The sequence below is a fragment of the Streptomyces sp. NPDC058664 genome (genome assembly GCF_042716635.1).
In the GTDB taxonomy this organism is placed as follows: Bacteria; Actinomycetota; Actinomycetes; order Streptomycetales; family Streptomycetaceae; genus Streptomyces.
On sequence record NZ_JBHXRW010000032.1, the window covers coordinates 21,231 to 47,778 of the forward strand.

A 26,548-nucleotide genomic window follows, 5' to 3' on the forward strand; every position below is an offset into this window, starting at 1 on the left:
GTCGTGGCCATGTCCTACCGCGAGCTCGCCACCCGACCCGTCCTCGCCTGGTGTGCCGTCACCGCCGCCGGGCGGCTGCCCGTCGCCATGGCACCGCTCGCGCTCGTCTTCCTCGTGCGCGAGCGGCCCGGCGGGTACTCCCTCGGGGCCGTGCTGGCCGCCGCGTACGTCATCGGGGAGATCGTCGCCGCCCCGGTCCTCGGCCTCCGCATGAACGCCGAACGGGCCCGGCCGCAGCTCGCCGCCGGACTCGCCGTCGGTGCAGCCGGGTTCGCCGGGCTCGGGTTCGCGCCCGACGCGCACCCCGTCGCCCTCTCCGCCCTCGCGGTGCTCGCGGGCGCCGGTCCCGCGGCCGTGGCGGGCGGGCTGCGCGCGCTGCTCACGAGCATGGTTCCCGAGCGGGCCGTCACGCAGGCGATGAGCGTGGAGTCGATGCTGACCTTCGGCGTCTGGGCGGCCGCCCCCGCGCTCGCCACCGGCCTCGCGCTCGGCGCCGGCCCCGCCGTACCGCTGCTCCTCATGGCCGTCCTGACGGGGCTCTCCGTGGCCGGGATGTGGCTGCTGCCGGCCGGCTGGGCGGCCGAGCCGCCGGAGAAGGGGGTCTCCGCGCGGCGGGCGCTGCTGCGGGCCTGGCCCGTGTACGTCCTCGGGGCCGCCGGGCTCTCGCTGCTCGCGCTCGCCGAGCTGCTCCTGCCCGCCCTGCTCGAACAGCGCGGGATCGCCATCGGCTGGGCCGGTGTGCTGCTCGCCGGGTTCTCGATCGGCTCGGCGGCCGGCGCGTTCGTCTACGGCCTGCGGGGGCACTGGCCGGGCCCGCTGCTCGTGCAGTCCGTCGCCCTGGTGCTCGCCGTGACCGCGGGAGTCGCCCTCGTCGCCCTCCTGCCCTGGACCGCCGCCATCGGTGTCGTCCTGGTCGTCGCCGGACTCCTCCAGGCCCCTGCCGCGCTCACTCGCAACCTCGCCCTGCGCCGGCTCCTCCCGCCGTCCGCGCTCGCCGCCGGATACTCGGTCATGTACGCGGCCGTCGGAGCCGGTTACGCGGCGAGCGGCGCCCTCGCGGGCGGCCTGCTCAAGGTCGTGGCCCCGTCGACCGCGATCCTCTGCGGCGTCGCACTGACCGTGCTGCTCACGGCGGTCGGCGCGGTGGGGGAGCGGCGGCTGACCCGCCGGACCGGTGACGCTCAGGAGGAGGTCGCGCCCGTGGAGGAGCGGAAGGTGCGCCGGTAGGACGTCGGGGTCACCCCGATCGCGCTCATCAGGTGCGTCCGCAGCGACTGGGCCGTGCCGAAGCCCGCGTCCCGCGCGACCCGGTCGACGGGCAGGCCGGTGGACTCCAGGAGGTGCCGGGCGCGTTCGACGCGCTGCTGGGTGAGCCACTGGCCGGGGCTGACGCCGACCTCGTCACGGAAGCGGCGGGTGAACGTCCGGACGCTCATCGCCTCCTTCCCGGCCAGGTCCCGCAGCTGGATCGGCTCGTGGAGGTGGGCGAGCGCCCACGCCCGCGCGGTCGTCGTGGTGTGGGTGCCGGCCTCCGGCAGGGGCCGCTCGATGTACTGGGCCTGGCCGCCGTCCCGGTGCGGCGGTACGACGGTCCTGCGGGCGACGTCGTTGGCGACCGCCGTGCCGTGGTCGCGCCGCACGATGTGCAGGCACAGGTCGATCCCGGCGGCCACGCCCGCCGAGGTGAGGACGTCGCCGTCGTCGACGAACAGGACGTCGGCGTCGACCCGTACGCGCGGGAACAGGCGCTGGAAGTGCTCGGCCGAGGACCAGTGGGTGGTGGCCGGGCGCCCGTCGAGGAAACCGGCGGCGGCGAGCACGTACCCGCCGGTGCAGATCGAGACGAGCCGGGTCCCGGGCCGGATGTGGGCGAGCGCGGCCGCCAGCTCGTCGGTGAGCCTGCCCTCGTCGTAGACCGGGCCCAGTTCGTACGAGGCGGGCACGACGACCGTGTCGGCGGTGGCCAGGATCTCCGGGCCGTGCTCGACGTGCACGGAGAAGTCGGCGTCGGTCGGGACGGGCCCGGCGACCGGGGCGCAGGTGACGATCTCGTAGAGCAGCCGGCCCTCGGGGTCCCGGGCGCGGCCGAAGATGCGGTGCGGGATGCCCAGCTCGAAGGGGAGGAGGCCGGGCAGCGCGAGGACGGCGACGCGGTGGGGGGTGGGCACGGGCGGTGCTCCCTTCGAAAATCACTGGTGGTCCAGACCACTTGGGTGATAGGTCAGCTGTCCGTGACGGACGACACGTACAAGTCTGAGGCCCCCGACCGGATTCCCGCCCCGGTGGGGCCGCCCGCCGAGCCGCCCACCGGGTCACCCGTCGAGTCACCGGCCGAGTCGCCCGCCGAGTCGCCCGCACTCTGGAACCGTAACTTCCGGCTCTTCTTCGTCGCCCGGGGCGTCGCCGTCTTCGGCGAGGGCATGGTCCCGGTCGCCTTCGCCGCCGGACTCCTCGGCGCCGGCCACCCCGGCTCCACCGTCGGCTACGCGCTCGGCGGCTGGACGGCCGCCTTCGCGCTCTTCGTCCTCTTCGGCGGCGTCCTCGCCGACCGGTTCACCGCCCGCCGCATGATGATCCTCGCCGACCTCCTGCGCCTGCCCGGAGCCGCCGTACTCGCCGTCTCCTTCACGCTCGGCAGCCCACCGCTGTGGGCGGTGTACGTCCTCTCCGTCGCCGCCGGCACCGGCGCCGCCCTCTTCCAGCCGGGTGTCGCCTCCACCATCCCGCGCATCGCCCCCGACGTGCAGCGCGCCAACGCCGTCCTCCGGGTCGTCGAAGCCCTCATGACCATGGCGGGCCCGGCCGCCGCCGGCCTCCTCGTCGCCGTGTGGGACGCGGGCGCCGCCTTCGCCGTCAACGGCGCCACCTTCGCCGTCAGCGCCCTCTGCCTCGCCCGCATGCGCATCCCGCCCCTCCCGTCCGACACCCTGCGGCGCGACTCCCTCGGCGCCGAACTGATCGGCGGCTGGCGGGAGTTCAGGGCCCGGAGCTGGCTCTGGGGCGTCATCGCCATCTGGACGGTGTACGGGCTGACCGTCGCCGGACCCATGGTGCCGCTCACCGCGAGCCTGGTCACCGACGACCACGGCTCGGCCGCGTACGGCGTGCTCATGGCCGTCAACGGCGCCGGCAGCGCCGTCGGCGGCCTCCTCGCGCTCCGGCTGCGCCCGCGCGCGCCCCTCGCGGCGGGCGCGGTGGCGCTCCTCGGCCTCCCCGTGAACCTCGCCCTGCTCGGCCTCGGCGCGCCGGTGACCCTGCTCGGCGCCGGCCAGTTCGTCGGCGGGGCGGCCTTCGCCTTCTGGCTGGTGATGTGGTCGACCGCCGTGCAGACCCACGTACCGCAGGAGGCGCTGAACCGGATGCACGCGTACGACGTGGCCGGCTCGCTCCTGATGATGGGGGTCGGCCGGACCCTGTCGGGGCCGGTGGCGGCGGTGGTCGGCGCGGAGGAGGTGCTGCTCGCGGGGGCGGGGATCGCGGTGCTCGTGGTGGGCGCGCTGCTCGCGGTGCGCCCGATCAGGACGCTGCCCCGGGTGTAGGCCACCGCTGCCCCGGGTGTAGGCCACCGATGTCCCGATCCTTTGCAAACCTGTCATTCGGGCCAATGGCCGGGAGGCGGCGGAGACGGGAGGCTCGGTGGCATGGCCCAGACAACCGAGACCCCCGCCGGACCGCCCCTCCTCCGCACTCCTCGCACCCCCCGCATCCACCGCGCGTGGTTCGTCGCGGCGGTCACCTTCGTCACGATCATCGGCGCCGCGGCCTTCGCCTCCCTGCCGGGCCTGCTGATCGAGCCGCTGCACGAGGAGTTCGCGTGGTGATGCTTGGGGGAACCATCGGCAAGAGCGGCTGATCAGACCGGTGAACTCCTGCACCACCCTGGACGGCGCTGCCCCTCCCCTTGCCGAACAGTCCGGATCCGGCCCCCTTGACCAGCGCTGTCCGGCAGAGTGAAGGTCGTGCAACCAGGCGCAACGCGCTCGACAGGGAGGGACACCATGGCCTTACGGTTCGTCGGTAAAGATCCCGAGTCCGGAGATCACGGATCACCCGCTGTGTGGGTGGACCAGGAGTCGAAGGATCTTGTGATCCAGGGGTGGACGGCAGACGAGCGGACCACGGGCGAGAGCTCGCAGGATGTGCCGATCCCCGGGCATGAGTCGGTGATCAGGGTTCCGAAGCGGATGATCCCGCTTCTCAGGGAGGCGCTCCGTGTCGCAGAGTCTGACTGACTTCTCTGACCTCATCAGGTCAGTGCAGGAGTCAGCCGTGCATCTTGAGATGCGCGACACGTACGGCGTTGAGAACGAGATCGAAGGCTTCGCGGCGTGGAAGCAAGGGCGCCGGCTCGACCCGGAGGACCGGGGTTCGTGGTGGCGTCCGTGGCTCGACCTCGTTCAGGAGGTCACGGCCAAGGGTGTTGTCATCCGACGTGCCCGCATCGTCTCGGAGCCCGTCAGTGATTACATCGCCTTCGAGCACTCGGGCACCTTCACGAACGTGGCTGCTGGGGAGCAGATCCGTTGGCTGCCCCGTCGCCACGCCTCGGACCTTGCCCTGCCGGGCAACGACTTCTGGTTGTTCGACGGCCGCCTTGTCCAGTTCAACGTCTTCGATGGAGTCGGCCGGTGGGTCCACACTGACCAGACGGAAGACCCTGCCGCCGTTGGGCTGTGCGCGTCGGCGTTCGAAGCGGTGTGGGATCGAGCCATCCCGCACGAGAAGTACACCGTCTGATTCCTGACCGGTCAGCTCATGCCTTCCTCTCCACTCTCCAGCGCCCAAGCGGCGCGAGCCGCTGTGGCTGCCCGCTTGCAGGGCCTCATGCAAGACGCTGGCCTGACAGGGCATGAGCTGGCCGCTCGGTGTGGTTGGCACAAGTCGAAGTCGTCCCGTATCGCGCGGGGCAAGACGCCGCCCTCGGATGCTGACATCCGTGCATGGTGCGCTGCCTGCGGGGCTGACGATCACGCGGCTGATCTGATCGCTGCGTCCCGAAACGCCGAGTCGATGTACGTCGAGTGGCGGCAGATCCATCGCGATGGGATGCGCCGGGTTCATGAGCAGACTGTCCCGCTGTACCAGCGGACCCGCTCGTTTCGCGTGTACGCCTCGAACGTCATGCCGGGGATACTCCAGACCCCCGGCTACGCGACAGGGCTTCTGCGATCCATCACAGCCTTCCAAGGAACCCCGGACGACGTGGCCGAAGCCGTGCAGGCTCGGGCCCAACGGTCCCGTGTGATCCGGGAGGGGGATCATCGGTTCGCCCTGGTGCTCGAAGAGACTGTTCTCTACTACAGGGTGAGCGACGATGCCGCGATGGCGGCCCAGCTTGAACACGTGCTCTCCGTGATGGGACAACCGAACGTATCCCTCGGCATCATCCCCGCACGGGCCCGCCGTACCGTCTGGCCGCTCGAAGCCTTCTACGCTTTCGACGATCAACAGGTGGCGGTGGAGACCCTCACCGCAGAGATCAACCTGACCACGCCCGGCGAGATCCGTACCTACCTTCGGGCCTTCTCCGAGCTGTCCCGGTCCGCCGTGCGCGGAGCCGAAGCCCGAGCGCTGATCACGAAGGCGCTCGCCGCCCTCGGGTGAATCCGTGCAACCGTGTGCAACAGCGTGGACCCCTCACAACCCCGCTCCCTACGGTCTGTTCATCGACCTCGGAAGCGACAGGGAGGGCGCGACGATGACGAGGACAGAACCCACACGGTGGCAGGAAGCGCCGGTAGAGCTGCCGATTAGGGAGGAGCGCCCTGCGCCCCGTCCGGTGCCTGGATGCCCCGAGTGCGCGCGACTCGGTCAGCTTCGAAAGGCTGCCGGGATGGAGGGCGACGGCACGACGGTCGTCGACTGCAACATCCTGCTTCGGATGCACGGGACCGGCCACTGATGGACATGCAGACGTGGCGAGATGCCTGGTCGCAGGCAACGGACGCGACGGAATCCATACGCGCGACACTCGCCGCGCTCGGCGTTCCCGAGTCCGCGTGGAGCAGCGTCCGGCCCATGGTGACGCACACCGGTAAGGCGTACGTCCACCTCGGGATGATCCGCGCTGATGCGGTCGAGCAGATCGCAGAGGTGCTGCGGGTTCCCTCGGCTCCTTGAGCCGCTCACAGAATCCTGTCACCGCTGCCCTCCCGGCGAGAGGCAGGTAGTCCCCCGATCGACAGGCCGTAGAGCAGAGACAGGACGTGTCTCGTCTGAGTTGACGTGCCCAGGCTCCGGCCCGGTCCGCCCCTTGACTGGGGTGCCGCCCTGGGCGGTGAGGGCATCGCTCCGGACTCAGGGAAGCCGGGGCATCCACTCGAAGACTTCCGTCCGCTACGGGCGGGGGACGGCCCTGTCTGGGCCGTCAGCAGATCAGGAAGGGCACGACGATGACCGACCTGTACGAACTTCCCATCGAGGGAGCCGAGTTCTCGAAGGCGTGCGGCGGCAGTACCCACCCGGACGGCGAGGCGTGCGTGACCCTCGCGAAGATCGGGCCGGACGCGTGGGCCATGGGCGACAGCAAGCGCCCGGGCGCCGAGCCGCTGCGCTTCACCACGGCCGAGCTGGACGCGGCGGGTATCGACCCCGCGCGCTTCGACCTCTCCGCCTGATCCACGGCACCACCTGAACTGACGGCCCCGCCCTCACGCCGACGGGCGGGGCCGTCGTCATCCCTCGGAACGGAGCAACGGTGCACCACCACGGTTACGCATGGGTGGGGGAGAAGAAGACGTTCGACAGGGAGAGCGTCCGCAGACCGGCCGGACAGGCCCCGACCGGGAGCAGCGAGAAGGAGGTACTCGACCGGTACCGAGAAGCCGTGGCCGTGTTCCCGACGACCGACGTGCCCCCGATCCAGACGGCGCACTGGCTGATGAAACCGCCCTCGATGATCCGAGGGACATGGGAGGAACCCAAGGAGGCCGGCGAGTGGTTGGGCCTTCAGCTCGCAGAGTTCGCACCCCGCTTCGCCTCTGAGCAGGATCGGGAAGTGACCAGACTGGTTCTCCTGGTGAAGGGTGCAGTCGAGCGGCTGACATGGGGAGGAGACGTGTCCCTCGGCCACTACCTGAAGGGCACTGTCTTCCACTCCCTCGCCCTCGTGACGTGCTCGCCGAACCGCGCTGCTCCCGACTTGCCCTGCCCCGTCCAGCAGGCCCGCGCATGACAGCGGCCCCCGACGTAATGCCAGGGGCCTGTCTGCGTCCGTGTGCGCCTGCCTCAGGCGCTCTCTCCCAGGTGCCGGTACAACGTGGCACGACCGATTCCCAGGGCCTTGGCGATGGCTGTGACGCTCTCTCCCTTGGCGTACCGGGCACGGGCTACGGCAAGCCTGTCGTCGTCCACGACGGACGGACGCCCACCGACGTTGCCCTTGCGGGCCGCAGCTTCCAACCCTTCCAACGTCTTCTCCCGGATGCCTTCCCGCTCCACCTCTGCACTGACGGCGAGGACGGCGAACACGATGGCACCTGCCCCGTTCGGGTCGTACACACCCTGAAGGGGGCCGGACAGGAGTTCCAGTTGGATGCCGTCCGCCTGAAGGGCGGAAGACAGCGTCATCAGCTCTGACGCGCTGCGGGCGAGACGCTTCATCTCGACCACGGTCAGGATGACCGGCTGATTCGGTGCGGCTGCCTTGATCTCCCGTGCCAGGGTGAGCGCCTTCTCAAGCTCCGGCCGCTCCTTCACGCGGGTGCTGATCTTCTCCGAGAACACGCGGGTGCAGTCGGCACGGGCAAGCATGTCCAACTGGGACTGAAGTTCCTGTCCAACGGTTGAGCAACGGGCGTAGCCCAGCCGGATCGCTGCGCCCGGTATCGCGTCGGACACCTGTGTGACAGGAGCACCCTGTGTCCACGCCTTGCCAGGGTTGCGGTCGGCCGGAGTCTTCACGGTCAGTTCCGCCTTGAGCGCGGGCACCAGGGCGAAGCGGCCCGTGTGGTAGTTCGCCGCCACCTTGCCCGTGGTCGTACGGCAGGGGCTACCGGCGGGGGCATCGCACTTCGGGCAGGCGTGACGTTCGACCTGTGCGGCCGGGGTGTTCGTGGTCATGACGAGACCGTCTCACAAACGTGTCCCGAAAGCCAGTGGTGAGAGTGATGTTTCGGGACGGGTTACGAGACATCCGAGCGTGGGCGAAACGGACACGACCCGAGCCTGGCCCGTCCGTCCCGAAAACGAAGGTTTACGAGACGGCCTACGCGGGCGAGAGAGACACGAGCATCGGACCGGCCGCCTTGCTCCATGCCGCGCCTCGCGAGATGGCTGCCTGTCCCTCGGTGCGTACAGCCTCGACCACGGGGGCGAGGAACGTGGACCGCCAGTGCTGCGCCGTCTCGGCTGTCATGCCGCTGTCCTCGACCACGGCCGTGAGCCTGGCTTGGAGTACAGCCGCGCCCTCTTGGGTGTCGGCCCCGGTCCACTCGTCTGCGTGCTCGCCTATCAGTGCCCAAGACATCTTGATCATGCCGGGCATCGTAGGGCGACGGCGGTGGGATGCGAAGGCCCAAGGGGTGGGGGTATGACCCCCGAAGGGGGCCTTGCCCGACCGCCTTGTCTTAGCAGCTCTGATTCCGCCACGGTTTCAGGGGCGACGAGGCGCCCTCGCCTACCCGTAGGCGTCGCGCATCTATGCAGGTCAGCGGCGACAAGAGGGTCCTATAGCGGTTCGCCGGCGCTGTGCAGGAATGAAGCATTCTCGTTAGGTCATCGACCGAAGTGAACCTGCCAGCGATGACGGACGCTACGGCCCCACGTCTCCTTGGCAGCCCGCATCAGAGCGTCGACGACCTGCTGGTCCGTCACCCCGTAGAGCGCGCACATGTCACGCACATCGCGTGGGTTGGCGGCGCGATGGCCGTTCTCCAGGTTGCTGATCTTGCTCTGAGACACCAACAGTCGTTCTGCTGCTTGCGTGGCGGTCAGGCCGCTCGCCTCTCGGAGTCGGCGGAGTTCGGCCCCCGGGTGCCGTCCACTGGCAGAGGTATCGGTGTTCGCCGCCACTGGTCGTGCGCCTCCGGCTCCCAGGGCTCCAGTCGGCAGCCCGCCATGATCAGGTGAACGATTCTGCATCGCATCTGTCGAGGCCAACAGCACCGTTTGCCGGACTTCACCTATCTGGCTCCTTCGTGTGCTCCCGAGGTGACCCGGTGGCCTTGCCGCTGGCAGTAAGGAGTCTTCGCGAAGGGGCGGCCTCCGGCCGCACAGCCGCTTGCCGTCTTCATGCTGTCCGCCCTTCGGGCGGCACTGCTCCTTCGCCGCTGGAAGGCTTCGGGCTTGGCAGTTCTTCAGCGGCCTGCGTGCTGGTCGGCCGAAGGCCGCCAGTGTCAGAGGACTGACGTACTTACGTAAGTAGAAGGAGGAGCGAGGCTTGCCGAGCGGAGCGAGGTAGCTGGTGGTGGTGACACTTCCTATAAGGGGGCAGCATCACCACCACCACGACTCACGCTGTGTCGGCAGGCTTCCTCACCCAGCGCCCGCCTTCACGTACGAGGGCGTCGCTGAGCTTGGGCCGTACCGTCTCCCACTTCCTTCCGACGAGGGGCGCGTATCGTAGTGCGAGCGCCTTGTACGTCGTCTCCTCCGGCTGCTCCTCCACCACGCGGGCAACGAGGTCTTCGTCCCAAGGCTTCGCCTTCGGCAGGCTGACGACCTTCAGTCCGGGCTCTGTCCGCTCCCAGACGGGCACCTCTCCGTGCTCGCCGGCACGGCGCACGGTGACGCTCAGGTCCAGGTCTTCCCTGGCCCGGTTGCTCGCGGTCTGAATCCTCTTGCCGTGCTTGCCGGAGTTCCGCAGCGCGATCAGCCCACGAGCGCCCGCAGCGATGGCCCGTCCGCCGATCGGGGAAGACGAGACGCTCATCCCTTCCCCTGTCCCCTTGGGCGTGTGGGTGACCAGGAGGGTGGGGATGCCCGCCTCGCTGATCGGGCGAAGGCTGCGCATGATCCGCTGTGCCGTGACGGGTGACGAGATGTCCTCGCCGGGGGCGAGTGCGCCGATGATGTTGTCCAGGACGAACAGTCCCGGCTTGATGTCCGCCAGGTCTGCGGCGATGCCTGCCCAGTAACCGGAGTCGCCGGGGTCCTCGACGGGGAAGATGGTCACCGCGTCGTCGGGCACGGCATCCTGTAGCCGCTCCTTCAGTTCCTCGGGTGCGCCGTCGTCGGTCACGCCGAACACGATGTGATCCAGCTTGCGGAGTACGGGTTGCCCGAGGAACGTCGGCTCACCGTTGAGCAAGGCGATGCCCATGCCCGCGCTGAGCAAGGTCTTACCGGCCTTCGGCTCCCCGGACAGGATGGTGGTCCGGGTGGTGAGGAGATCACCGATGAGGAACGCATCCTCGTAGGGGACGCGCTCGATCTGGTGGAGCTGTCGCCCCATGTCCTTGATGGCACCCAAGGGGTTGCCTACCTCCCTGCTTCCTGTGTGGCGCAGCGTGCGCCGATGACCCCCGCCGGATGGCGGGCGCATGTGCCTCCCTTTCTTCGCGGGGGTGGACCAGCCACGGATGGGCGGTCTCTTCACAGGAGCGCCCGAGGCTTGGCCTCGGACTCGGTCTCGTGCAGTCGGGGGCGACGGCGGCGACCTGGCCCGGCATCGTACAACATGCCGAGACGGGAGAGGCTTCCTGGTCAGGGCCCTCGCCTGCCCGCTTGGCGTAAGACGGGACGACAAAGCCCCGCCCTCGGGTGAGAGCGGGGCTGAGTCGAGCGGGCAGGCTACGCGTCGGATTCGTCGTCAGCGGTGTGGTTCCAGTCCACGGACATGTAGTCGTCCACGGTCATCTTCGCCGCCTTCTTGAAGCCGTTGGGGTGCATCGTGATCGTGGTGACGAACTTGACCCACGCGCGCCGGACGGGGAGCGGAGTGTTCGGCCAGTCCTGAATCAGGCCAGCGATGCCGGACACGGGATCGATCGGGGGCAGGCCGGTGACACCGGACAGCTTCTCGTCGATCTCGTCCAGCCTGGCGCGGATCGCCTGGGTACCAGCCGTCATCTGCGACAGGGTGATGGACCCCGAGGCGTAGGCCACAGCCAACCCGTCGAGCCGTTCCCGCAAGGTCTGCGCTTCCTGGTGAAGGTGGGCCGAGTCGTCTCCCTGCTCCTGTCGAGCGGCGAGGACCCAGGGCAGGAAGTCGGGGAAGACGATCCGCGCCAGGACGGCGTTACCGGCTCGCTTGTCGGCCAGCTCGCGGGGTACGCGGACGTGCTTCTGTCCGCAGCGGTAGACCGGGGTCCCTCGGTACATGCCGCCTCGCACGGTCTCCCCGCAACGCCCGCATGTAGCCAGTCCGGCGAGCAGGGTCTGAGGGGCCGAGCCGGTACGTGCACCACCCGTGAACCGCTTGGGGTTCGTCAGTGCCGACACGAGGGCGTAGTGAGTCGCCTCGTCCAGTATCGCGGGCCACTGACCCTCGCCCACCACTTCGCCCAGGTAGGTGGCCTGAGCGATGTACCGAGGGGAGATGAGCACCTTCTTCACTCCGCCTACGCCCCACCCCTTCGCCTCGCCCTTCGCCTTGCCGGACGACGAGCGCGGGGCGAGCAGGCCGAGCCCCGTCCAGTAGCGAGCGACGGCCGCCAGGGTCTCGCCCTGAAGAACCATCTCGGCACCCTTGCGGATCGCGTCCGCCTCGTCCTCGACCACGGTCAAGTAGTCATCGGCGTAGCCGAAGGGACGGATACCCGCCTTGTGCGGGGTGCCGTTCTTCGCTGCCTGGAGGTTCGACGCCTTCTGTCGTAGCGCCTTCTGCTCCCCCTCGTACTCGGCCCACGCCGTAACCGTCTTGGCCGTGGCACGACCAGCCGGGGTCGAAAGGTCAAGGTGTCCGGCGTGGATGGCGTGGACGTTGACCGCGAGTGCGATCACTCGCAACAGGTCTTCCGTCCTGCGCACCAGTCGGTCGGTGTGCCAACAGAGGATCGCGTCCGGCTTGGACGCCAGCAGCCGCTCGAACCCCGGCCTCACCTTGCCCGAGGTGGCGCTGATGTCGTTGTCCGAGATGACTTCTCGTACGCTCCAGCCACGGGCTGCGGCAAACGCCCGACACTCGTCCTCCTGGCGCTGAACGCCCAACTCGTCGCCGTGCTGATCGAGGCTGAGTCGTACGTAGATGGTGACATCCATCTGTCCCGCCCCCCTTGCTCTTACTCGCGGACTGATGTGCCCCAAAGTTTTACCACGGGTTCGGCTGGTCACGGGGCACCATCGGCTTCGCCGTCTCGGTGAACCTGGCCCTCTACGGCCTGACGGCCCCCTTCGCCGCCGCCCTCATGGACCGCTTCGGCATCCGCCGGATCGTCGCCGTCGCCCTGACGGTCATCGCCCTCGGCTCGCTCCTCACCGTGTGGATGACGGCCGCCTGGCAGCTGATCCTCTACTGGGGCGTCCTCGTCGGCCTCGGCAGCGGCTCCATGGCCCTCGCCTTCGCCGCGACCGTCACCAACCGCTGGTTCGTCGCCCGCCGGGGTCTGGTGACCGGCATCCTCACCGCGGCCGGCGCCTCGGGCCAGCTGGTCTTCCTCCCGCTCCTCGCCTACCTGATCAAGCACCACGACTGGCGCCCGGCGGCCGTCACCGTCGCGCTCGCTGCCCTCACGGTCGTCCCCTTCGTGTGGCTGCTGCTCCGCGACCACCCGGCGGACGCCGGACTCGCCCCGTACGGCGGGGAGTACGCCGACAAGCCCGCCCCCGTCCCGGGCGCGGCCCGCCGCGCGGTCACCGTCCTGTTCAAGGCGGCCCGCACGGGGCCCTTCTGGCTGCTCGCGGGCACCTTCGCGATCTGCGGCGCGTCCACGAACGGCCTGGTGAAGACCCACTTCGTACCGGCGGCCCACGACCACGGGATGCCGGTGACGGCGGCGGCCGGACTCCTCGCGGTGATCGGCGTGTTCGACGTCGTCGGCACGATCGCCTCGGGCTGGTTCACGGACCGCTTCGAGGCCCGCCGCCTGCTCGCCGTCTACTACGCGCTCCGCGGGATCTCCCTCCTCTTCCTGCCGATGCTGCTGGCCCCCTCGGTCCACCCCCCGATGCTGTTCTTCATCGTCTTCTACGGCCTGGACTGGGTGGCCACCGTCCCGCCCACGATCGCCCTGTGCCGCGAGCACTACGGCGAGGACTCGGCGATCGTCTTCGGCTGGGTCCTCGCCTCCCACCAGATCGGCGCGGCGGTCGTCGCCTTCGCGGGCGGGGTGGCCCGCGACGTCTTCGGCACGTACGACGTCGTCTGGTACGCCTCGGGCGCGCTGTGCGCGGCGGCGGCCCTGATGGCCCTGGTCATCCGCCGCCCCCGGACGGAGCCGCCGTCCCTGGCGGGAGCATGATGATCGCCAGGGGGTGATCGCACGTGAGCGGTCCGGGCATGGGGCGCACGCACGCCCGGATGCTGAGGGTCTCGACACCGGCGCTGTGCCTGGAGGCCGGGGCGGGCCTGGCGGTGCTGATGACGGTGGGCCTGTCCATGGAGCCGGGGCCCGGGGAGGACACCGCCGGAGGCGGCATTTACCTGCTGGCGCTTCCGTTCGTCGCGGTGTTCGGCGTACTGGCGGCGTTCGCGGTGTCCGCGGTGCTGGTCCTGCCCGTGGTGCTGATGGGCGAGGACCTGGGCCGCACATTCGGCGGCCGCCCGGTCTGGTGGCAGCTGGGCCTGTCGGCCCTCGCCGGAGCCCTCCTGGCGCCGCTCGCCGGCGTGTGGGGGTGGCTCGCGGGCTGGGCGACCCTGGCCGGGGCGGCGCTGCTCACCCGCCCGGCGAGGCAGGGCTCCTTCGTCTCCCTGCTCCTGTGGGGCTCGCTCGCCGTGGTGAGCGTCTTCATGGCGGGCGGGATCGTCCTGTACGCAAAGGGCTGACGCCCCGCTCGTACGGCGCCGGAGCGGCCGTACCCGCCCCTACCCGCTGAACCGCCCGAACCGCCCCCGGTGGAACAGCAGCGGCTCACCGCCGTCCTCCGTCGCGCCGAGCGACTCCACCCGGCCCACCACGATCAGGTGGTCGCCGCCCGTGTGGACGGTGGTGATCGCGCAGTCGATCCAGGCGGGGGCGCCGGGCAGCCGGGGCGAGCCGGTGGCCGGGGACGGGGTCCACTCCACGCCCGCGAACTTGTCGGCGCCGCTCACCGCGAACGTCCGGCACAGTCCGCCCTGGCCGGCGCCGAGGACGTTGACGCAGAAGGTCCCGGCCGCCGCGATCCGGGGCCAGGTCGTCGACGTGCGGGCGACCATGAAGGCGACCAGGGGCGGGTCGAGGGAGAGCGAGGCGAAGGACTGGCAGGCGAAGCCCGTCGGGCCCTCGGTGTCGAGGGCCGTCACGATCGTGACCCCGCTCGCGAAGTGGCCGAGGACGCGGCGGAAGTCGGCCGGATCGACGGGTGGCCGTTCGTCCTCCCGTACCGCGCGCAGTGCCGGCCGTGGCAGTGGTTCCACGGCCGTCGGCGAACCGGCCGCTCTCAGGTGTCGGACGGCGGTGGCCGCCATCCCCGCGTGTCCCATCACATCGCCCATTGAACCTGACGATGCGTCAGATGAGTACCCTCAAGACCCCTCGGAACGCGGCCTGTCGGGAGGGAGGTGGCCGGGGGCGTCCCAGGGCAGGTGGTTGCCGGGGCGCTGTTTCGGGGTGCGGCGGGCTCTCCAGGCATTGACGAACAGCTGTTCCTGGTCGGAGAGGCGGTCGTACGCTTCGGGGGGCAGGTCGTCCTCGTACCACGCGGTGCCGGGCAGCTCGGAGGCTTCCGTGCGTCGTGGGCCCGCGGGCAGGGCGACCAGAGCCAGCCTCGGCGGCAGCAGCTGGGTGACCGGACCGAGCGCGCGCAGCGCGACGACCACGGTCTCCCAGTCACCGTCCTCGACCAGCACGAGCACCTCGCGCTTCTCGTCCATACCGTCCTGCTCCATCCGGTTCGTCGGGAGACTTCGCGGTCTCGGCCCCGGAGGCCGTCGCGGTGGGGCCGTCCGCGGGCTCGACGCGGGGCCGGGCCCGCGGACGATCGTCACGTGCGGTGGGACCGGACGTGATCAGAGGCGCCACTGCTGGTTGTCGCCGCCCCACCAGTCCCACTGGATGAGCTGCGCGCCGTTGTCCAGGGAGATGCCCGAGACGTCGACGACCTTGCCACTGTGCTTCGCCGTCAGCTTGAAGTAGCCGTTCTCGACGGGTTCCATCCGGAACCGCTGGTTGTCGCCGCCCCACCAGTCCCACTGGATGAGCCGGGCACCGTTGTCCATCGACGCGCCCTCGACGTCCAGCACCTTGCCGCTGTGCTTCGCGATGACGCGCACGTAGCCGTCACCGACCGGTTCCAGCCGCCAGTTCTGGTTGTCGCCGCCCCAGTAGTCCCACTGGATGACGGCTGCGCCGCTCGCCGTGTCGATGCCGGCCACGTCCATCGCCCTGCCGCTGTGCTTGGCGAAGAACGGCTGGAACTGGCACTGCCAGCGCTGGTTGTCGCCGCCCCAGTAGTCCCACTGGATGATCCGGGCGCCGTTGTCCTTGGAGACGCCCTCGACGTCGAGCACCTTGCCGCTGTGCTTCGCCACCAGCACGTGGACTCCGTCGGCGATCGTGTCGAAGCGCCAGCGCTGGTTGTCGCCGCCCCACCAGTCCCACTGGATCAGGGGTGCGCCGTTGTCCGGCGAGACGCCCGAGACGTCCAGTACCTTGCCGCTGTGCTGGGCGACCGCCCGGACGTATCCGTCGCCGACCGCTTCCAGCCGCCAGCGCTGGTTGTTGCCGCCCCAGTAGTCCCACTGGATGACCTGCGCGCCGTTGTCCGGCGAGACGCCCGAGACGTCCAGCGACTTGCCGCTGTGCCGGGCGAAGAGCGGGGTCACCACCGACCAGCCGAAGTGGCTCGCCGTGTAGTCGCAGAAGCTGAAGTCGTTCTCCTTCATCAGGCAGGCCGATCCGCCGGCCGGAGCGCAGTTGCCGCAGTTGCCGTTGTTGACGCCGAAACGGCCCCACCGTCCGCCGCAGTCGCACCCGCTGCTGGCGTACTCGTCCGGGCAGCCGAAGATGTGCCCGGTCTCGTGCGCGAAGACCCGGTCGATGTTGTCGGGGCCCCACCCGTCGTTGTTGTAGTCCATCACCACGCGGGGCCCGCCGATGCTGGCGTACGCGAAGTGACCGATGGGGTACTTGGTGAAGAAGCCGCAGTACGTCCACCGGGTGCCCAGTCTGCTCCGGATGGCCTCGACGTAGGACAGGACGCCGTTCCAGTCGGCGCTGTAGCCGAGCGCGCCCATGGCGGGGTCCCGCCAGACGGCCTCCAGGTCGGTCGCCGAGGGGTCGGGCTGGGTCGACAGCGAGACGGTCTGGATGTCGTAGGTGAAGCTGACGCCGGCGAGGGGATTGGCGCTCGCCAGCCACCCGAGCCCGTTCTGAACCTCCGCGACGACCTTCGTCCGCTCGTCGTCGGTGAACTGCAGTGCGGCGGTGGGCCCCTGGACGATGATGATCCCGACCGCGACGCTGCCTTCGAGGTAGGCGCTCGTCGGCGGGGCGAACGCCGCCGCCCCGGGGTGCGTGGCCGCGGTGGGGGTGGGGACGACGGTGGTGCAGCCGGGCATGTCCCAGCGCTCACCGGCCCTCGGTCGGTCGGTCTTGGCGGCGATGAAGCCCTCCGACTGCCGCAGGCGGAGTGCTTCGAGCCCGAGACGCTCGATGTCCTTCAGACCGTTCCTGCTGTCCGCGAAATTCGATGCCGTCGGTACGGCCGTGGGCGATTCGTGGTCCACGTCGGAGACGATGGTGAGCCGTCCGTACCGGTGGATCGTCCGCCCGGGTGACTGCTCCCCGTTCGGTTGTCGCGTGGTCGACGGTGGTACAGCCGCGGCCAGTTGTGGTTCGGCCGTGGTCTCCCTCACGAAGAGGTCGTCGTAGCGAGCCATGTGAACTCCATTTGTTGCGCAGCTGCTTCCCGCGGCGAGGCCTGGAGCCGGTTCGGCACGCCGAACCACGCTCACCGGTTGCCACGTTCAAGGAAGCGCCGATACATGTCTCGGCTGATAGCCGGGCGGGAGACGGGACCCCGCGCGTTTCGACGAGCGCGCACTGTGGGGTGGGACCGTCATGACATGTTGGCTGTCGCTCTTCGAACGAACCCGGCCGGGCGCGGCCGTGGATCGGCGAAGAGGTTTCTCTCCCAGAGTGACACCTGCCGGAGCGAGTCGCGACTCGGTACGCGGAGCTCCGAGGGGTACGGGTCGTGCGCCGGGGCGCAGGTGGGAGCGCGGGCGCGGAAGGAAGGCGATGCGGCGGCTGCCCTCTCGGGTTCGAGCGCGCACGGGCACCTCGGCCCGACGACGGTCCCGCCGGAGCCGGAGCCGGAGCCGGAGCCGCCGTGGAAGCGCGTCATGGCGCGGGCGGCACTTCGCGGTCTCACCGGCACCCGCCTGATCGCGTCGCCCGGGCCGCCGGACGGGGAGCCGCGGTACGACAGCCTCCGTCGAAGGGCGGGAGGCACGACAGCCCCCGCTACCGCCCCTCGTACCGGGCCTCCCGCCGTTCCACGAAGCTCGCCACCCCCTCCCGCGCGTCCCTCGTCGTCATGTTCAGCTCCTGTGCCACCGCCTCCGCCGCGAAGGCGGCCGCCCGGTCCGCGTCCAGGGACGCGTTCACCAGCTGCTTCGTGAGCGCGAGGGCGCGGGTCGGGCCCCGGGCGAGGCGCTCGGCCCACTCCCGGGCCGTCTTCTCCAGGTCCTCCGCCGGGACCACCCGGTTCACCAGGCCCAGCTCCTTCGCCTCCGCCGCCGGCACCGCGTCCCCGAAGAACATCAGCTCCTTCGCCCGCTGCGGCCCGATCAGCCGGGGGAGGAGATACGCCCCGCCCCCGTCCGGGACGAGGCCCCGCCGTACGAACACCTCGACGAACCGCGCCGAGTCCGCCGCGAGGACCAGGTCGCACGCGAGGGCGAGGTGTGCGCCGATCCCCGCCGCCGTGCCGTTCACCGCCGCGATCACCGGCTTCTCGCAGTCCAGTACGGCCCCGACGAACCGCTGGGCCCCGAGCCGGATCATCCGGGACACGTCCCCGGCGACCTGTTCCCCCACCGACGGCGCGCCCCGCAGGTCCGCGCCCGCGCAGAAGCCCCGGCCGGTGGCGGTGACGACGACCGCCCGGACGTCCGGGGCCGCGGAGGCCTCGGCGAGCAGGGCGATGATCCGTTCCCGCTGGTCCCAGGTGACGGCGTTCATCGCCTCGGGGCGGTTGAGCGTGATCCACGAGACGCCGTTCTCGACGGCGTGCAGGACATCGGCCATGAGATCTCCTCAGCGGCAGACCGCGAGCGCGTCCAGGGCCACCGCGCCCTGCCCCCGCGGCAGCACCATCAACGGGTTGATGTCCAGTTCGGTGAGGTCGCCGTCGAGTTCGAGGGCCATCCGCTGCACCCGCAGGACGACTTCGACGAGCGCGTCGACGTCGGCCGGCGGGGCACCCCGCACCCCCTCGAGGAGCGCCCGGCCCCGCAGCTCGTCGAGCATCGAACGGGCGTCCCGCTCGCCGAACGGCGGGACGCGTACGGCCGTGTCGTTCAGGACCTCCACCAGGACCCCGCCGAGGCCGACCGTGACCGTCGGCCCGAACAGCTCGTCACGGGTCACGCCCACCACCATCTCGACCCTGCGCCCCACCATCTGACAGACCAGGACGCCGTCGAGGTCGACCGACTCGTAGCGGGCGATGTCGGTGAGCTCGCGGTACGCGTCCCGCACCTGGCTCGCCGACGTGAGCCCCACCTTCACCAGGCCCAGCTCCGTCTTGTGGGCGAGCTGCGCGCCCGAGGCCTTCATCACCACCGGGTAGCCGACGAGCCCGGCGGCGCGCACGGCCGCCGCCGCGCTGGTGACGAGCTGTTCGCGCGGCACCCGTATCCCGTACGCCCGCAGGAGCTGCTTCGCCGCGTGCTCGCTGAGTCGCCGGCCGGGCCGCATGAGGGCCTTCGCCTTGCGGAGGGACGGGGAGGGGGTGCGGGGCGCCTCGTCGAAGGGGGAGCGGTAGCCGGCGGCGAAGCGGTGGTGGTCGAGATAGGCCTTCACGGCCCCGATGCAGTTGGCGAACGTACGGAAGGTGGCGAGGCGCGAGGAGCCGAGCAGGGTCGTCCGGTAGGCCTCCTCCGTCCCGACCGGGGAGCCCCACACCACGCACACCAGCTTGTCCGTCGCCTCGGCCGCGTCGGCCAGGTCCTGGGCGAGCCTGTCGCTCATGGGAGGGAAGGGGCCGGTGATGGGACAGATGAGGACGCCGACCGCCGGATCGGCGAGGATCGCGTCGATGATCTTCCGGCCGCGCCAGTCGCCGACCGGGTGCCCGCCGTTGTCGACGGGGTTGGCGACGTTCAGGTACTCCGGTATCCACTGGTGGAGTTCGTCCTGTTTGGCCTGCGGGAGGGTGGGCAGCCGGAGTCCCGCCGCCGTGGCCAGGTCGGCGAAGTGGGCGCCCGTACCGCCGGAGATCGAGTAGACGACGACCCCTTCGGCGACCGGCCGGCGCGCGCGGGCGAGGAGCGTCGCGGTGTCCTGGAGCTGGTCGAGCCCGTCGACCCTGATCACCCCGAACTGGCGCATGGCCGCGTCGACGACCTGGTCGGCGCCGGTGAGCTTGCCGGTGTGGGAGGCGGCGGTACGGGCCCCGGTCTCGGTCCTTCCGACCTTCACGGCGACGACGGGGACGCCGTTGCGGGCGGCGCGGTCGGCGGCGAGGAGGAAGGAGCGGCCGTCCTTGAGTCCTTCGACGTAACACGCGATGGCGCCGACCTCGGGCCGTCCGGCGAAGTACGAGAGGAAGTCGGCGGTCTCCAGGTCGGCCTCGTTGCCGGTGGGCGCCCAGTGGGAGAGCCGGACGCCGAGCTCCTGGAGGGTGAAGACAGGCCGTCCCTGGTGGCCGGACTGGGTGATGAGCGCGACGGCGGGCCCTTCGAGGTCCTCGCGGAAGCGCTCGAAGGCGTTGAGGTTGGTGTTGGGGCCGAGGAGGCGGAGTCCGGAGCCGCGCACGGCGGCGGCGAGACGTTCCTGCGCGGCGGCGCCGGCCTCGCCCGTCTCGGCGAAGCCGGAGGCGAAGGCGACCGCGAACCTGACCTTGGTCGCGGCGAGCTCCTCGACGACGGGGAGCGGGTCGGCGACGAGGAGGACGGCGAGGTCGACGGGCTCGGTGAGCGCGCCGACGGAGGGCACGCAGTCGATCCCGAACACGCTGGTACGGGTGGGGTGGACGGGCACGAGCCGGGCGCCGACCCGCTCGGCCCAGGCGAGCAGTTGCCGGGTGATCCCGGTGTTGGGCCGGCCCTCGGTGTCGGACGCGCCGACGACGGCGACGGACCCGGGCCGGAAGAACCGGTCCAGGTCGGGCACGGGCGCGTACAGCGGGCGTCCGCTGACGTCCCGGTCGCCGGCGACGGCGGTGACGCCGTGCACGGCGTCCCGGGGCGATTCCCCGCAGGCGACCACGCGGGCGCGGAGATCGGTGGTGAAGGTGCCGTGAGTCGATCCGAGCATCGTTCCGCTCCACCCTTCCGCCCATGACAAGGAACCTGACACCTAGTCAGGTTACAGAACTGATGCCCAGTCAGGAATGGGTGTGCGCGGACCGGATCGGGACTGTCCCGAGACCGGCCGCCGACCGGCTCGGCGCCGGCTTCACGCCCCCCGGGGAATGGCCTCGATGCGCTCCATGTGCTCCTCGCCCCACTCGCCGAGCGGCGCCAGCGCGGTGTTGAGGGAGCGGCCGAACGCGGTCAGCGAGTACTCCACCTTCGGCGGGACCTGGTGGTACACCTCCCGGTGCACCAGGCCGGCCGCCTCCATCTCCCTGAGCTGGAGGATCAGCATCCGCTCGCTGATCCCGGCCACCGCGCGCCGCAACTCCCCGAAGCGCAGGGGACCCTCGTCGAGCGAGAAGAGGATCAACCCCTTCCACTTGCCTCCCATGACGGCGACGGCGGCGTCGAGTCCACAGGTGTAGCGGGGTTTCGTCATCCGTTCCTCCTCACAGGAATGTCAGTACCCCACAAAAATGTAGGTACTTGAGGGAATGTGCGTACCGACCCAGTATGAGGATCATGCATCCGCCCGTGGAGGAACTGGAGCAGCACATGACCGAGAACAGCCGCTCACCCGTCACCGTCATCGGGTTGGGGGCGATGGGACGGGCGCTCGCCGAGGCGTTCCTCGGCGCCGGGCACCCGACGACCGTATGGAACCGCACACCGGAGAAGGCCGCGCCGCTCGTGGCCGGAGGGGCCGTCCTGGCCCCGTCCGTGGAAGCCGCGGTCACGGCCGGCCCGCTGGTCGTCACCTGCCTGACGACCTTCGAGGCCACCCGACAGGTCCTCGCCCCCGCCACCGGGGCGCTGTCGGGACGCACCCTCGTCACCCTGAACAGCGGTTCCCCCGCCGGTGCCCGCGAGACCGCCGCCTGGGCGGCCGGCCACGGCGTCCCGTTCCTCGCCGGGGCCGTCAAGAACGTGCCCTCCGCCGTCGGCGCCCCCGACACGCTCCTGTACTACAGCGGCGACCGGGCCGTCTTCGACGCGTACGTCACCACGCTGGAGGTCCTGGGCGGCGACACCGTCCACCTCGGCGAGGAACCGGACCTCGCCGCCCTGTACGAGATGGCCGTGGGCGCCATGCTGCTGCCCGCGCTCGTCGGCTTCTTCCAGGGCGCCGCGGCCGTACGGGCGCGCGGGCTCGACGCGGGCAGCATGGTGCGGTTCGCCGGGAAGTGGCTGGACATGATCAAGTCCCTGCTGCCGGTGTACGCCGAGGAGATCGACAGCGGCGACTACTCCGAGGCCGCGTCCTCCGTGAACCTCTTCCTGGAGGGAGCGGCCTACGACGAGGAACTGGGCCGCGAGACGGGCGTCGACACGGCCTGGCTCGCTCCCCTCCACGACCTGGTGGAAAGGGCGGCCGCGGCGGGCCACGGCGAGCACAGCGTCTCGGCTCTGACGGAGGTGCTGGGGAAGCGGGGGTAGGCCCGCGACGCCCCGAGTGTTCTCACCCGGCTCGGGCGCTCCGGCGTCCCCGCCCCGACGCCCGTCCCGGCATCCCGGTTCAAGAGCCCCGGCGTCCCGGTTCAGTCGCCCCGGCGTTCCGTCCGGGCTATCCGCCGCGCGATCTTCTCCGCGTCGATGGCCAGCTCCCTGAGCATCCCGCTGATCGGGTTCGTGAACCCCGTGAAGTACAGGCCCGGCGCCTCGCGCGGGCAGCGCGCGCCGCTCACCAGCGGCAGCCCGCGCCCGTCGAGCACGTCCAAATGGCCGAGGAGCGGTTCCAGGGCGCGCCGGTAGCCGGTGGCGGCGATGACGGCCTCCGGGGCGATGCGGGTGCCGTCCGCGAGGAGCACCTCGCCGCCCTCGAAGCCCTCCACGGCGGCGACGATCTCGACCTTCCCGGCCCGCACGGCGTCGATCAGGCCCACGTCCTGCACGGGGACCGCGCCCTCGCGCTGCCGGGTGGCGAGCCCCTTGTCGGGCCGGGGGAGCCCGTACGCCGTCAGGTCCGGTGCGGCGACCCGGGCGAGCACGGCGCCGAGCCGGTCGACCAGGGCCGCCGGGAGCCGTCGCACCAGGATGCCGGAGCGCTGGGCGGGCCAGCCGGCCGTCGTGCGGCGGACGATGTGCGGGACGGTGCGGACCGCGAGCCGGACCCGCCCGGCACCGCCCCCGGCGAGGTCGGCGGCGATCTCGGCGCCGGTGTTGCCGATGCCGACGACGAGGACGTCCTTCCCGGCGTACGGCTCCGGGTTGCGGTAGGTCCTGGCGTGGGTCAGCTCGCCCGCGTACGCGTCGCGGCCGGGCCAGTCGGGCAGGCGCGGGGTGTGGTTGTAGCCGGTGGCCACGACGACCGCGCCCGCGACGAGGCGCCGCCCGCCGGTCGCGTGCAGCACCCACTCCTCACCGGCCCGCTCGATCCGGAAGACCTCGACGCCCGTCACGATCTCCAGCTCGTGCTTCTCGGCGTACGTCTCCAGGTAGCGCACCACGTCCGCGCGGGCGACCCAGCGTCCGAACGAGCGGGGCATCCGCAGCCCGGGGAGGGCGGAAAGCCGCCGCGTGGTGTGCAGCCGCAGCCGGTCGTAGTGGGCGCGCCAGGAGGCGCCGACGGCGTCGGACCTCTCCAGGACGACGGCCCGGACGCCCCGCGCGCGCAGGGCGGCGGCGACGGCGAGTCCGCCGGGGCCGCCGCCGATCACGTACACGGGGTGGGTGGAGCGTTGCTCGGGGGTGGGGCGTTGTCGGGGGGTGGTGACCATGACTGCTGAGCGTAATGACGTGTACACGTAGTGGGTCTCGACCGGGAGGGATTTCGGTTGCGAATCGGTCACGTGCGCCCACCCCTTGCGCTCCGTACCGGCCTGCGCTGAACTGACGTACCGTCAGATCCTTGGGATCGGGTTCATGGGACCCGCCTCGCCGAGAGGACGCGCGCATGCAGACCGTCTGGCTCACCGGCGCCGAATGGCTCGCCGTCCTCCGCATCGGCCTCGGCCTGTGGTGGCTGGAGAGCTGGCGCCACAAGGACAGGAAGGGCTGGTTCGAACGCGGCACCGGCATCGCCTGGGCCGCCGACGTCGCCGCCAAACACAGGTGGCCACAGGTCGGGAAGGGCTTCGAGACCGTCGTCGCCCCCCGCCCCCGACTCATGGCGTACGTCGTCGTCTACGCCGAACTCGCCCTCGGCCTCGGCCTGGTCACCGGCTTCCTCACCCCGGTGGCCCTCGTCGGCGGCCTCCTCCTCAACCTCCTCTACCTCGTCCTGATGATCCACGACTGGGCCGAGCAGGGACAGAACGCGATGATGGCGCTCATCTCCCTCGTCGCGCTCTTCGCCATGTCCTGGCAGACCTGGTCCCTCGACTCCGCGATCGGACTCTTCCTGTGACGGCGACGGACCGCGACCGGACAGGTCCGACGACGGCCGCCGACCCCGACATCGACGCCTTCACCCGCCCCTACTGGGACGCCGCCGCCGAAGGCCGGCTGCTCCTGCGCCACTGCACCGCCTGCGACCGGCCCCACCACTACCCGCGCGAGTTCTGCCCGTACTGCTGGAGCGAGGACGTCCGCTGGGAGCGGGCGAGCGGTCGGGCCACCCTCTACACCTGGTCGGTCGTGCACCGGAACGACCTCCCGCCCTTCGGCGAACGCGTCCCGTACGTCGCCGCCGTCGTCGACCTCGCCGAGGGGCCGCGCATGATGACGCAGGTCGTGGGCGTGCCGGAGGACGACCTCCGGATCGGGATGGATCTGGAGGTCGCCTTCCGGGCGGAGGGTGAGGTCACGGTCCCGGTCTTCGGCCGCCCGCGCTCAGAGGGCTGAGATGTTCCGCCAGAGGTGGGCGCGGTCGCTCGGGTTGCAGGTGTACGTCATCGCGAACGGCGGCCCGGTGATCAGGCAGTAGCCGCTGTTCACGTTCTTGATGGTCCGCCCGGCGGACGTCGACGTGCCGATCTTCCAGGACTGGACGTCGGAGCCGTTGCAGGCGGCGACGGTGACGGTGGAGCTCGACGGCTGCAGGCACTTGCCGGAGATCTTGCTGACGAGGCGGAAGGTGCCGTTCGCGCCGGGGGAGTAGGTCCAGGAGTAGGCGAGAGAGCCGCCGTTGGTGGGCTTGGAGCCGCACTCGTACGTGTCGACGAGGACGGCGTAGCCCGCGTCGTTCTCCGCCAGACAGTGACCGTTGGAGACGTTCTGCAGGGAGTACGTCCCCGAGGTCGACGAGCCGCCGCCGGTGGACGGCGGGGGCGCGGGCTTCTGGGTCGTGGGATCCGGCCGGGGAGCGGGAGGACGGGTCGTCGAACCGCCGCCGGAAGAGCTGGTGGAGGTCGAACCGCCGTCGGACCCGCCGCCGGAGCCACTCCCGGACCCGCTTGCCGACCCGCCCCCGGAGCCACTCCCGGACCCGCTTCCGCCGCCGGTCGCGGTGCCACCCGCATCGCCACCTCCGCCACCGCCGACACCGCCGCCGTCGGCGGGCGGGGGCAGGGGCGGGAGCGGCGCGCCCGGGGACGACCCCGGCGGCTTGGACGACGGGGTCTTGACGCCCGGGGTCTTCGCGGACGGCGAGCCGGACGCGGCCGACGAGGGGACGCTCGCCGGCTGCGAGGCCACCGAGGACGGCGGCGCGGAGGAACCCTCCGGGGCCGCGCCGAGCCGACCGATCTCGTACGGGCCGAGGGCGACGGTCAGGGTGGTGCCGGTCGCCACGACTACGGGCACGGCGAACATGACGAACCGGTTGCGCCGCCCCTCCCGCTTGCCGGGCGCGGCCTGTCCGGTGACGGCCAGGGGATCCGGCGAGGCGGTCGCGGGCTCCCGCCCGCCCTGCGGGGTGAGGGAGGCCGTCGCCACGTCCTGGGCCGGCTCGGCCTCCTCCAGCTCGGCGAGCTGCTCGGCCGTGGGCGCCCCGGCCGCGAACGTCGCCCGCTCGTCGATCCGCTCGGTGACGGCCGCCGGCCACACGACGCCCGCCGCGTGCTCCTCGGTGAGCCCGACGAGCTCGTCGGCGGTGGGCCGGTCCGCCGGGTCCTTGGCGAAACATTTCTGTACGAGCTCCGCGAGCTCGGGCTCGGTCTCCGTGAGCCGCCCGAAGTCGGGCTCGCCGTGGACGACCCGGTAGAGCAGGTCGGGCCCGGAGCCGTCGCCGAAGGGAGGGCGGCCGTTCGCCGCGTACAGGAGGAGGCTGCCGAGCGCGAAGACGTCGGCGGCACCGGTCAGCCGGCGGTCGGCGACGGCCTGCTCGGGAGCCATGTAGGCAGGGGTGCCGATGACCATGCCGGTCCTGGTGAGGCGGCTCTGGTCGGCGGCGCGGGCGACACCGAAGTCGATGAGCGAGAGGCCGGAGGAGGTGAGCATGATGTTGGAGGGCTTGAGGTCGCGGTGCACCATGTCGGCGCCGTGCACGACGCGCAGCCCGGCCGCCGCCTCGCGCAGGAGCCGCCACAGGGCCTCGCCGGGCAGCGGGCCGCCGTTCAGCCGGATGGCCTCGCTGAGGGTGATCCCCGGTATGAACTCGGTGGCGAACCACGGCGGCTTCGCCGTGCGGTCGCTCGCGAGCAGCTTGGTGTTGGCGCCGGCGGGCAGCCGGGCGAGGTTGTCGAGCTCGTGCCCGAAGTGGTTCAGGAAGTCGGTGTCCTCGGCGAGCACGGGCAGTACCCGCTTCACCGCCGCGAACTTGCCCGGCACGGCGCCGAGATAGACCCGCCCCATCCCCCCGGACCCGAGGACGCCGAGCAGCCGGAACGCCCCGATCTGACGAGGATCCCCCGCTTCCAGCGGCATGGCCCCGCTGCCGCTCAAACTGTCCGGACTGGAATTGTTTTCCGGTTCCCCCTGCATGGGCCACACAGTAGCCGAGCGGGTTGACGATCTGAATGGAGGTCAAGTGCTTGTTGTGCGGCGGAGGTTGGAGACACCGCGTACGGCACATGCCGTATGTGCCGTACATGCCGTACATGCCGTACGCGCAGGCGGACGAGCGGTCGGGCGGGGGCGGACGGGCGGACGGGCGGGCGGGGGCGGCGAGCCGGCTGTCCGCCG

The 26,548-nt window shown here is 71.1% G+C and carries 25 protein-coding genes and 2 pseudogenes; 13 read left to right on the forward strand and 14 right to left on the reverse strand.

From position 1 onward, the window contains the following. The first annotated feature begins 9 nt into the window (after positions 1 to 9). Entirely contained in the window at positions 10 to 1,227 is a 1,218-nt protein-coding gene (locus tag ACFWUY_RS24765) for an MFS transporter (RefSeq protein ID WP_384113033.1), read from the forward strand. On the opposite strand, the gene ACFWUY_RS24770 is transcribed toward ACFWUY_RS24765, so the two are convergent. After that, positions 1,182 to 2,168, reverse strand: a complete 987-nt coding sequence (locus ACFWUY_RS24770) for a GlxA family transcriptional regulator (protein ID WP_384113041.1) — start codon at positions 2,166 to 2,168, stop codon at positions 1,182 to 1,184. The two genes, ACFWUY_RS24765 and ACFWUY_RS24770, sit on opposite strands and share 46 nt — an antisense overlap. A 63-nt stretch (positions 2,169 to 2,231) precedes the next feature. On the opposite strand from ACFWUY_RS24770, the gene ACFWUY_RS24775 reads away from it, so the two are divergent. The 7 genes and pseudogenes from ACFWUY_RS24775 to ACFWUY_RS24805 all read left to right on the forward strand — a co-directional run bounded on the left by ACFWUY_RS24775 (position 2,232) and on the right by ACFWUY_RS24805 (position 7,174). Beyond that, positions 2,232 to 3,539, forward strand: a complete 1,308-nt coding sequence (locus ACFWUY_RS24775) for an MFS transporter (RefSeq protein WP_384113046.1) — start codon at positions 2,232 to 2,234, stop codon at positions 3,537 to 3,539. Positions 3,540 to 3,641: 102 nt separating this feature from the next. Continuing rightward, a pseudogene (locus tag ACFWUY_RS24780) lies at positions 3,642 to 3,818 on the forward strand (MFS transporter); the annotation flags it as partial. A 394-nt stretch (positions 3,819 to 4,212) separates the two neighbouring features. Then, a complete protein-coding gene (locus ACFWUY_RS24785; RefSeq protein WP_384113053.1) occupies positions 4,213 to 4,737 on the forward strand; it encodes a DUF6879 family protein in 525 nt (174 codons plus the stop codon). 18 nt (positions 4,738 to 4,755) lie between these two features. Continuing rightward, positions 4,756 to 5,604 carry a helix-turn-helix domain-containing protein gene (locus ACFWUY_RS24790; protein ID WP_384113060.1) on the forward strand — a complete coding sequence of 283 codons (849 nt, stop codon included), beginning with the start codon at positions 4,756 to 4,758 and terminating at the stop codon, positions 5,602 to 5,604. Between the two features lie 297 nt (positions 5,605 to 5,901). Then, positions 5,902 to 6,120 (forward strand): hypothetical protein, encoded by a 219-nt coding sequence (locus tag ACFWUY_RS24795; RefSeq protein ID WP_384113064.1) that lies wholly within the window; start codon positions 5,902 to 5,904, stop codon positions 6,118 to 6,120. Between the two features lie 272 nt (positions 6,121 to 6,392). After that, positions 6,393 to 6,617 carry a DUF397 domain-containing protein gene (locus ACFWUY_RS24800; protein ID WP_384113068.1) on the forward strand — a complete coding sequence of 75 codons (225 nt, stop codon included), beginning with the start codon at positions 6,393 to 6,395 and terminating at the stop codon, positions 6,615 to 6,617. An 80-nt stretch (positions 6,618 to 6,697) separates the two neighbouring features. Continuing rightward, entirely contained in the window at positions 6,698 to 7,174 is a 477-nt protein-coding gene (locus tag ACFWUY_RS24805) for a hypothetical protein (protein ID WP_384113076.1), read from the forward strand. A gap of 53 nt (positions 7,175 to 7,227) precedes the next feature. On the opposite strand, the gene ACFWUY_RS24810 is transcribed toward ACFWUY_RS24805, so the two are convergent. The 5 genes from ACFWUY_RS24810 to ACFWUY_RS24830 form a co-directional block, all read right to left on the reverse strand. Further along, positions 7,228 to 8,061 (reverse strand): recombinase family protein, encoded by an 834-nt coding sequence (locus ACFWUY_RS24810; protein ID WP_384113078.1) that lies wholly within the window; start codon positions 8,059 to 8,061, stop codon positions 7,228 to 7,230. A 145-nt stretch (positions 8,062 to 8,206) separates the two neighbouring features. Further along, positions 8,207 to 8,476, reverse strand: coding sequence for a hypothetical protein (locus ACFWUY_RS24815; protein ID WP_384113081.1), 270 nt, complete (start codon positions 8,474 to 8,476; stop codon positions 8,207 to 8,209). 239 nt (positions 8,477 to 8,715) lie between these two features. Further along, on the reverse strand, positions 8,716 to 9,012 hold the full coding sequence (locus ACFWUY_RS24820) for a helix-turn-helix domain-containing protein (RefSeq protein ID WP_384113084.1): 297 nt from the start codon (positions 9,010 to 9,012) through the stop codon (positions 8,716 to 8,718). Positions 9,013 to 9,451: 439 nt separating this feature from the next. Next, complete coding sequence (locus tag ACFWUY_RS24825; protein WP_384113087.1) at positions 9,452 to 10,483, reverse strand: AAA family ATPase; 1,032 nt, start codon at positions 10,481 to 10,483, stop codon at positions 9,452 to 9,454. Between the two features lie 248 nt (positions 10,484 to 10,731). Beyond that, positions 10,732 to 12,213: a recombinase family protein gene (locus ACFWUY_RS24830; protein ID WP_384113089.1), complete on the reverse strand. Its 1,482-nt coding sequence runs from the start codon at positions 12,211 to 12,213 to the stop codon at positions 10,732 to 10,734. Here ACFWUY_RS24830 and ACFWUY_RS24835 point away from each other — a divergent pair. Both ACFWUY_RS24835 and ACFWUY_RS24840 read left to right on the forward strand, forming a co-directional pair. Continuing rightward, positions 12,201 to 13,340 (forward strand): annotated as a pseudogene (locus ACFWUY_RS24835) (MFS transporter); the annotation flags it as partial. The gene ACFWUY_RS24830 and the pseudogene ACFWUY_RS24835 overlap by 13 nt on opposite strands. Before the next feature lie 38 nt (positions 13,341 to 13,378). After that, on the forward strand, positions 13,379 to 13,864 hold the full coding sequence (locus ACFWUY_RS24840) for a hypothetical protein (RefSeq protein ID WP_384113092.1): 486 nt from the start codon (positions 13,379 to 13,381) through the stop codon (positions 13,862 to 13,864). Positions 13,865 to 13,903: 39 nt separating this feature from the next. On the opposite strand, the gene ACFWUY_RS24845 is transcribed toward ACFWUY_RS24840, so the two are convergent. The 6 genes from ACFWUY_RS24845 to ACFWUY_RS24870 form a co-directional block, all read right to left on the reverse strand. After that, positions 13,904 to 14,515 carry a flavin reductase family protein gene (locus tag ACFWUY_RS24845; RefSeq protein ID WP_384113095.1) on the reverse strand — a complete coding sequence of 204 codons (612 nt, stop codon included), beginning with the start codon at positions 14,513 to 14,515 and terminating at the stop codon, positions 13,904 to 13,906. Between the two features lie 30 nt (positions 14,516 to 14,545). Then, on the reverse strand, positions 14,546 to 14,893 hold the full coding sequence (locus ACFWUY_RS24850; RefSeq protein WP_384113098.1) for a hypothetical protein: 348 nt from the start codon (positions 14,891 to 14,893) through the stop codon (positions 14,546 to 14,548). A 135-nt stretch (positions 14,894 to 15,028) separates the two neighbouring features. Next, positions 15,029 to 16,900 carry an RICIN domain-containing protein gene (locus ACFWUY_RS24855; protein ID WP_384113101.1) on the reverse strand — a complete coding sequence of 624 codons (1,872 nt, stop codon included), beginning with the start codon at positions 16,898 to 16,900 and terminating at the stop codon, positions 15,029 to 15,031. A 586-nt stretch (positions 16,901 to 17,486) separates the two neighbouring features. Beyond that, positions 17,487 to 18,272: an enoyl-CoA hydratase/isomerase family protein gene (locus ACFWUY_RS24860; protein WP_384113104.1), complete on the reverse strand. Its 786-nt coding sequence runs from the start codon at positions 18,270 to 18,272 to the stop codon at positions 17,487 to 17,489. A 9-nt stretch (positions 18,273 to 18,281) separates the two neighbouring features. Further along, positions 18,282 to 20,504, reverse strand: coding sequence for an acetate--CoA ligase family protein (locus ACFWUY_RS24865; RefSeq protein ID WP_384113110.1), 2,223 nt, complete (start codon positions 20,502 to 20,504; stop codon positions 18,282 to 18,284). A gap of 141 nt (positions 20,505 to 20,645) precedes the next feature. Then, a complete protein-coding gene (locus tag ACFWUY_RS24870) occupies positions 20,646 to 20,984 on the reverse strand; it encodes a winged helix-turn-helix transcriptional regulator (RefSeq protein ID WP_384113114.1) in 339 nt (112 codons plus the stop codon). A gap of 83 nt (positions 20,985 to 21,067) precedes the next feature. On the opposite strand from ACFWUY_RS24870, the gene ACFWUY_RS24875 reads away from it, so the two are divergent. Then, positions 21,068 to 21,982, forward strand: coding sequence for an NAD(P)-dependent oxidoreductase (locus tag ACFWUY_RS24875; protein ID WP_384113118.1), 915 nt, complete (start codon positions 21,068 to 21,070; stop codon positions 21,980 to 21,982). Between the two features lie 101 nt (positions 21,983 to 22,083). On the opposite strand, the gene ACFWUY_RS24880 is transcribed toward ACFWUY_RS24875, so the two are convergent. Next, a complete protein-coding gene (locus ACFWUY_RS24880) occupies positions 22,084 to 23,262 on the reverse strand; it encodes a flavin-containing monooxygenase (RefSeq protein WP_384113121.1) in 1,179 nt (392 codons plus the stop codon). A 176-nt stretch (positions 23,263 to 23,438) separates the two neighbouring features. Here ACFWUY_RS24880 and ACFWUY_RS24885 point away from each other — a divergent pair, with 176 nt between their 5' ends. After that, positions 23,439 to 23,891 carry a DoxX family protein gene (locus ACFWUY_RS24885; RefSeq protein ID WP_384113124.1) on the forward strand — a complete coding sequence of 151 codons (453 nt, stop codon included), beginning with the start codon at positions 23,439 to 23,441 and terminating at the stop codon, positions 23,889 to 23,891. Then, positions 23,888 to 24,328 (forward strand): Zn-ribbon domain-containing OB-fold protein, encoded by a 441-nt coding sequence (locus tag ACFWUY_RS24890; RefSeq protein WP_384113126.1) that lies wholly within the window; start codon positions 23,888 to 23,890, stop codon positions 24,326 to 24,328. The genes ACFWUY_RS24885 and ACFWUY_RS24890 overlap by 4 nt, the downstream gene beginning before the upstream one ends. On the opposite strand, the gene ACFWUY_RS24895 is transcribed toward ACFWUY_RS24890, so the two are convergent. Then, on the reverse strand, positions 24,317 to 26,290 hold the full coding sequence (locus ACFWUY_RS24895) for a protein kinase (protein ID WP_384113129.1): 1,974 nt from the start codon (positions 26,288 to 26,290) through the stop codon (positions 24,317 to 24,319). The two genes, ACFWUY_RS24890 and ACFWUY_RS24895, sit on opposite strands and share 12 nt — an antisense overlap. Positions 26,291 to 26,548 lie beyond the last annotated feature (258 nt).